The 6,388-nt window shown below is 64.7% G+C and carries 6 protein-coding genes; 2 read left to right on the plus strand and 4 right to left on the minus strand.

The features are described 5' to 3' along the window. On the minus strand, window positions 1–752 hold a 752-nt coding region (locus tag EOA28_RS20800), incomplete at its 3' end, for an ABC transporter permease (protein WP_148670780.1). A gap of 280 nt (window positions 753–1,032) precedes the next feature. Continuing rightward, entirely contained in the window at window positions 1,033–2,475 is a 1,443-nt protein-coding gene (locus EOA28_RS20805; protein ID WP_127386262.1) for a DHA2 family efflux MFS transporter permease subunit, read from the minus strand. A 111-nt stretch (window positions 2,476–2,586) separates the two neighbouring features. On the opposite strand from EOA28_RS20805, the gene EOA28_RS20810 reads away from it, so the two are divergent. Further along, on the plus strand, window positions 2,587–3,588 hold the full coding sequence (locus tag EOA28_RS20810) for an ornithine cyclodeaminase family protein (RefSeq protein WP_127251442.1): 1,002 nt from the start codon (window positions 2,587–2,589) through the stop codon (window positions 3,586–3,588). Continuing rightward, window positions 3,585–5,066: a histidine ammonia-lyase gene (gene hutH / locus EOA28_RS20815; protein WP_127251441.1), complete on the plus strand. Its 1,482-nt coding sequence runs from the start codon at window positions 3,585–3,587 to the stop codon at window positions 5,064–5,066. Before EOA28_RS20810 ends, hutH begins: the two co-directional genes overlap by 4 nt. A gap of 86 nt (window positions 5,067–5,152) precedes the next feature. Here the strand turns inward: hutH and EOA28_RS20820 are convergent, their stop codons facing one another. Together EOA28_RS20820 and EOA28_RS20825 are read right to left on the minus strand one after the other, a co-directional pair. Further along, a complete protein-coding gene (locus tag EOA28_RS20820; RefSeq protein ID WP_127251440.1) occupies window positions 5,153–5,956 on the minus strand; it encodes a 3-methyl-2-oxobutanoate hydroxymethyltransferase in 804 nt (267 codons plus the stop codon). 39 nt (window positions 5,957–5,995) lie between these two features. Further along, a complete protein-coding gene (locus tag EOA28_RS20825) occupies window positions 5,996–6,310 on the minus strand; it encodes a MocE family 2Fe-2S type ferredoxin (protein WP_127251439.1) in 315 nt (104 codons plus the stop codon). Window positions 6,311–6,388 lie beyond the last annotated feature (78 nt).

Here is a 6,388-nt window from a genome sequence, read left to right on the forward strand (position 1 = left end):
TCGTAGAGCAGGGTCGAATTGACGACGCGCGTGTTGATCGAATGCAGGCTGGCCGCTGTGAGCAGGCCGGCGATCAGCGCCACCACCGCCGAAAGCGCGTAGCGCAGCACCAGCATGGGGCGCACCGGAATGCCGATGTTGCGCGCCGCGACCGGGTTGTCGCCGGCGAAATAGATGAAGCGGCCCCATTTGGTGTAGCGCAGGAACAGGAAGACCAGGAACGCCAGTCCGGCAAAGACGAAGACCTCGACCGGGATGTCGAGGAAGCGCACGCCGCCGAGCAGCTCCACCCAATGGCCCTGCGGCACCGGAACGGCATCCTGCGTGATCAGTTGCGAGCGCACATAGCCGAAGACGAAGGAGCCGGTGGCCAAAGTGACGAAGATCGCCGGCACGTCGGCATAGGCGACGAGAAAGCCGTTGAGCAGGCCGATGGCTAAAACGCCCGCCAGCACATAGGCGAAAGCCAGCCCGTCGGAGGCGCCGGTGTTGAGCAGTTGCAGGTACCAGGCGACCGACATCGCCATGATCGCCACCGCCGACAAATCGATGCCGCGGCCGATGATGACGACCGCCATGCCGAGCGCAAGGATGCCGAGCACGGACACCGACCGGACGATTGCCACCAGATTGTCGGCGGTCAGGAACCCGGGCAGGCTGAGCGCTGCAGCAGCGAACAGAAGGATGGCGATGGCAAAGACAATGCCTTCCTGATTAAGGCGCCTCCAGTTCGGCCAGCCGATCGCGTTCATCGCTTTTGTCTTTCGCCCCGATGGCAAGTCCTGCAAGCCGCCATCCCGCACGAAAGCTAATCGGCTCAACAGCGGCTCGTCAAATGAATCCGCGTCCAAGAACCGGGCCCCTCCGACTATTTTCCGAGTGGACGCATCGATTGCCGTAACTGGCGCAATAGGCGGAAACTCTTGGGCTTTTTGGCGGCTCGTTGCCCCGATCACGCGGCTCGCGGAAGAACCCGTTCGAGGGCGACGCGGCCGGCGGAATTTGAGTCCGCGAAATCCCCCCGGCGCGACCTCAATTGTTCGTCGAATGCCCCGAAACCTCGGCGCCGGCATTGGGCGGCAGAACCAGGAAGCGCATCGCCGCGGCAAGACCAAGCAGACCGATCGCGACGAAGGTGATTCTGAAGTCGACGAGGTCGGGCAAGGCTTCGCCCCTGACGATCTGCGACAGGTTGAGGATCGCCGCCGCGATCGCCACGCCGAACAGCATCGAGATCTGCTGCAGCATGCTCGAGAGCGCGGCCGCCGAGCTTCGCTGCGGCGCGCCGATATCGGCGAAGGCGAGCGTGTTCAGCGCCGTGAACTGCATCGAGCGCGTCAGACCGGCGACCAGCATCAGCGACACCACCAGCACCTGCGGCGTCTGTGGCGAGATCGCGCCGCAGGCCATGATCGCCAGCGATGCGATCGCCCCGTTCACCACCATGACGGTGCGAAAGCCGAAGCGCCTGAGCGTCGGCGTCGTGACCGTCTTCATGCCGAGATTGCCGAGGAAATAGGCCAGCACCAGCAGGCCGGCATCGACCGGACGCAGGCCGAAGCCGACCTGGAAGAGCAGCGGCAAAAGGAAGGGCGTGGCGTTGATGGCGACACGGAAGACCGTGCCCGCGGCAAGTGTCGAGATGGCGAAGGTCAGCACCTTGAAGGCCGAAAGGTCGAGCAGCGGATGCCGGGCCTGCAAGAGATGGCGAACGGCGAACCAGCCGACCACGATGCCAATGCCGATGGAGCCTATCATCGGCAGCAGGCCGTCCTCGGGATGCGCCAGGCGTTCGAGCCCGTAAAGCATCACCGCAAGGCCGAGCGAGGTGAGGAAAAAGCCAGGCCAATCGAATGGCTTCGCCTCGGAATCGCGGTCGCCCGGCACGAAGCGGGCAACCAGGGCAAGTCCGGCCAGCCCCAGCGGCGCGTTGATGAAGAAATTCCAGTGCCAGGAGAGATAGGTGGTGATGAAGCCGCCAAGCACCGGCCCGACCACCGGCGCGAACAAAGCCGGCCAGGTGATCAACGCCGTCGCGGCGATCAGCTCGGATTTCTCGGCGTTGCGCAGCACCAGGATGCGGCCGACCGGCGTCATCAGCGCGCTGCCCAGGCCCTGCACGATGCGAGCGGCGACGAACTCCGTCAAGCTCTGCGAAAAGCCACAGGCAACCGAAGCCAGCGTGAACAGCGCGATCGCCAGGAGGAAAATATTGCGCGCGCCAAAACGGTCGGCAAGCCAGGCCGACAGCGGCACGAACACCGCCATGGTCAGCATATAGGCGGTGATGCCGATGCTCATCGCCACCGCCGGCACGCCGAAGGAATGGCCCATCTGCGGCAGCGACGTCGAGATGATCGTCGAATCGAGCAGCTGCATGAAGAAGGCGACCGCCACGATCAGCGCGACACGACGCGCCTGGCCCGCGGAATCTCCGGACGGGGACACGGCTGCGTTGTCGGGGATGCTGGTCATGACGCGCTGGTTGAACAGCATAAGCCCGGTCCAGTCCAGAGCTTATCCAACAAACTTTCGTGTCGCGTCTCTGCCTGTTATGGAAGAGCGCGGGCCGGCCGAGGGAAACGCATGAAGCCTATCTACATCGACTACCTCAATGCTCTCGACATCGAAGCGCTTGCCATGACCGACGCCGAGATCATCGGCGCCGTCGAAGCCGGGCTCGTCGCGCAGGGCAAGGGCCAGATCGTTATCGAGCCGCGCGTCCATCTCGAGCCGGATCCCTCCTTCCACGGCCACTTCAACGTGCTGCGCGGCTATGTGGCGCCGCTCGACACCGCCGGCGTGAAGATCGTCGGCGACTATGTCGACAATTACATGCACGGCCTGCCGTCGGAATTCGGCATCCTCAATCTTTTCGATCCGCGCACCGGCACGCCGCGCGCCATTCTCGACGCCACCGTCATCACCGACATGCGCACGGGCGCGGTCACCGCCATCGGCGCCAAGCATCTGGCGAAGAAGTCGGCAAAAGTGCTCGCCCATATCGGCGCGCGCGGCACCGCCTATTGGAACGTACGGCTGCTCGACCACCTTTTCGACTTCGACGAGATCCGCGTCCATTCGCGCCGGCCCGAAAGCCGTGACGCCTTCGCCGCGAAGCTCGCCGCCGACCTCGGCAAGCCGGTCCTGGCCGTGGCCAACTGGAAAAGCTGCGTCGAAGGCGCCGACATCGTCGTCGAGGCCTCGCGGCTGCCGGAGCCGCAGCCGCTGCTCAAGACCGAATGGATCAAGCGCGGCGCGCTGGTCGTGCCTTATGGCACGATGAGCGCGGTCGAGCTGTCGCTCACCGACATCATGCAGAAGATCGTCGTCGACGACTGGGGCCAGTGCAAGGGCGGCAAGTTCGGCTCGTTGCGCGCCCATGTCGAGACGGGACGGCTGAGCGAGGCGACTTTGCACGCCGAACTCGGCCAGATCGCGGCCGGCCTGAAGCCGGGCCGGCAAAGCGATGGCGAGACGATACTGTTCTGGCATCGCGGCCTCTCGCTCTCCGACATCGCGCTCGGCAAAGCGATGCTCGCCAAGGCCGGCGAAAACGGCATCGGCCAGAGGCTGCGCTTCGCATGAGCCCGCTCGTTCTCACCGGCGCCGGCGTCAGCATTGAGGATGTGGTTGCCGCCGCGCGCAATGCCTGCAAGGTCGAGGTCACGCCGCCGGTCATCGAGAAGCTCGGCAAGGCGCGGAAAGTCCTCGACGAGGCCGCCGCCAGCGGGCAGCAGATCTATGGTCTGAACACTGGGCTCGGCGCCAATCTCGGCACAGCGGTGGAAGGTGATGCCAGCGCCTTCCAGCGTCAGCTTCTCGATGGGCGTGGCGCCGCAGTCGGGGAAGCCTTGCCGATTCAGACCGTGCGAGCGGTGATGTTTGCCCGCATCGCTATGCTTTCCGCAGGCGGCTCCGGTCTCTCGCCGCACGTGTTCACGGCACTCGTCGAAGCCCTCAATGCCGGCGTCCATCCGGTCATGCCGTCGCTGGGCTCGATCGGCGCCGGCGACCTGGTGATGATGACGGCGATCGCGCACACGCTGATCGGTGAAGGCGACGCCGACTACCAGAGCCGTCGCATGCCCTCTGCCAAGGCGCTGATGATGGCGCGTCTGGCGCCGGTCAGTCTGGCGCCGAAGGACGGTCTGTCGCTGATCAATGCCTCGGCGGTCTCGGCTGGCGCCGGCGCGCTGGCGCTTGTCGACGTCCTGTCGGCGATGGAACAGCAGCAACAGGCCGGCGCGCTGACCATGGAGGCGCTCGGCGCGAACCGCACCATTCTGGACCCGCGCCTGCATGTGGCCCGCCCTGCGGCATGCCAGGCGCTGGCCGCAAAGACGCTGCGCGAGCTGCTCGCGCGCGACCATGAACCGGCGCCGACCACCATTCAGGATCCGCTCTCGATCCGCTGCATGCCCTCGATTCACGGCGCGCTGATCCAGGCGATCGATCACGCCAGGCTGGCGGTCGAGATCGAGTTGAACGCGGCCGCCGACAACCCGCTGGTGCTTGCGGAGGACGCGCTCGTGCTGTCGACCGGCAATTTCCATACCTCGTCGCTGGCGCTCGCTTTCGAGACGCTTGGCCTTGCGATTGCGCAATGCGCGGCAGCCTGCGCCGCCCGTTTCATCCAGCTCACCGGCTCCAGCCGCCACGGCCTGCCAAAATATCTGTCGCCGATCGGCGGCGCATCAGCCGGCTTCGTGCCGTTGCAGAAAACGGTCACGGCAATCCTCGCCGGCATCCGCCAGAAGGCCAATCCAGCAATGCTCGACTTCCTGCCGGTGTCAGAGGGCGTCGAGGATCACGCCACCCAGACACCGCTCACCATCGCCAAATGTGCCGAGATGATCGTGCTGTGGCGGCGTCTGATCGCGTTGGAGCTGATGGCGGCGGCCCAGGCCGTGGATCTGCGCGAAGGGTTGGTGCTGGCGCCGGCAACCGGGGTGGTCCACGCAGCGGTCCGCTCTCATGTCGCGACGCTCAAGGAAGACCAGTCGCTGGGGACCAGTGCCAACACACTCTACGCTGCGCTCGCCGACGGAACATGGCGAGCCTAAAGCATGTCTCCCGACAAGTGGGCCCGGTTTCGGGATAAAGATATGCTTAAAATTGGAAACTTAAAGCAGCACCTATCGCCGCCCGTTCAGGGTTTTGCCTCAACCTTCTTCATGAAGAGGGTGAGCTCGTCCGGATCCATGTGCACGATGTGCCTGTCTTCCGGATAGGCGCCGCTGTTGACGTCGGCGACATATTCGGAAAACGCCGCGATGCGCTCCTGCTGCAGCCGGTCATATTCGGCTGCGAAGTTCCGGTAGACTTTCGAGTGGCGCGGCATGTGACCGCGATTGGCGCCAAGGATATCCTCGGCGAACAGGTATTGGGCATCGCAGCCCGTGCCCGCGCCCATCGACAGCATGATCAGCGCGGTGCGCTCGGAGATCGCCTTCGCCACTTCCACCGGCACGACCTCGATTTCGGCGCCGATCGCCCCGGCGGCTTCCAGCTGCTTCACCGCCTCGAACACCTGCATGGCCGTATCGGCGGTCTTGCCGACAGCCTTGAAGCCGCCGGTCCAGGTCGCGCGGGAGGGAATGAGGCCGACATGGCCGATAACGGGGATGGCGTCGTCGGCCATACGCTTGATCGTGGCATAGCCGGCGCTGCAATAGACCGCGTCGGCGCCGGCCTTGTAGAGCCTGAAAGCCCAACGCAGGAAATCGTCCGCCGTGCCGATCTCGAAGAAATTCTCGCCGGGCATGGTGAAGAGGCTGGGCGCCGCGTCGCGATATTGCGGATTGAGCACCAGTTCTGGCGTCACCGAGACGATGTCCACCCCTGCCCGCTCGGCAGCCTCGGCCTCGTCCAGCGTCAGAACGCGCAGCATGGTCAATTGCCGCTTGCCCTTCATGGCGCGCAGATCGGCGACAGTCGGTCTCTTTCGGCTCATCGGACTTCGGTTCCCTCTATGTGTTGCGGCGCGTTGCTGTCAGCCGATATCGATCATCACCTTACCGGCCTCGACCTTGACCGGATAGGTTCTGAGGTTGACGCAGACCGGCGCGCCCTTGGCCTGGCCGGTCTTGTAGTTGAAGCGGCCATTGTGCTTGGGGCATTCGATGATGTCGTCCATCACCAGCCCGTCGGCGAGATGCGCTTTCTCATGAGTGCAGAACCCGTCGGTTGCGAAGAAAGTGTCCTCCGGCGAGCGGTAGATCGCGAAGCTGCGGCCGCCATGGTCGAAGCGGATCACATCCTCCTCGTCCACGTCGTCCACAGCGCATGCTTCGACCCAGTCCGCCATCGTCTATCTCCGAGTTGCCGCAGCGCCTATTCGGCGGCCGCGGCCGTTATGTCGAGATCATGGAACTCGCCGCGATAG

Origin of the sequence: Mesorhizobium sp. M2A.F.Ca.ET.067.02.1.1, from assembly GCF_004023285.1 — a bacterium.
Lineage (GTDB): Bacteria > Pseudomonadota > Alphaproteobacteria > Rhizobiales > Rhizobiaceae > Mesorhizobium.

Bases quoted from the DNA above. Each gene is read 5' to 3' on its own strand.
- EOA28_RS20825 (WP_127251439.1), bottom strand. From the start codon at position 6,310: ATGGCGGACTGGGTCGAAGCATGCGCTGTGGACGACGTGGACGAGGAG.
- EOA28_RS20820 (WP_127251440.1), bottom strand. From the start codon at position 5,956: ATGAGCCGAAAGAGACCGACTGTCGCCGATCTGCGCGCCATGAAGGGC.
- EOA28_RS20805 (WP_127386262.1), bottom strand. From the start codon at position 2,475: ATGACCAGCATCCCCGACAACGCAGCCGTGTCCCCGTCCGGAGATTCC.
- hutH (WP_127251441.1), top strand. From the start codon at position 3,585: ATGAGCCCGCTCGTTCTCACCGGCGCCGGCGTCAGCATTGAGGATGTG.
- EOA28_RS20810 (WP_127251442.1), top strand. From the start codon at position 2,587: ATGAAGCCTATCTACATCGACTACCTCAATGCTCTCGACATCGAAGCG.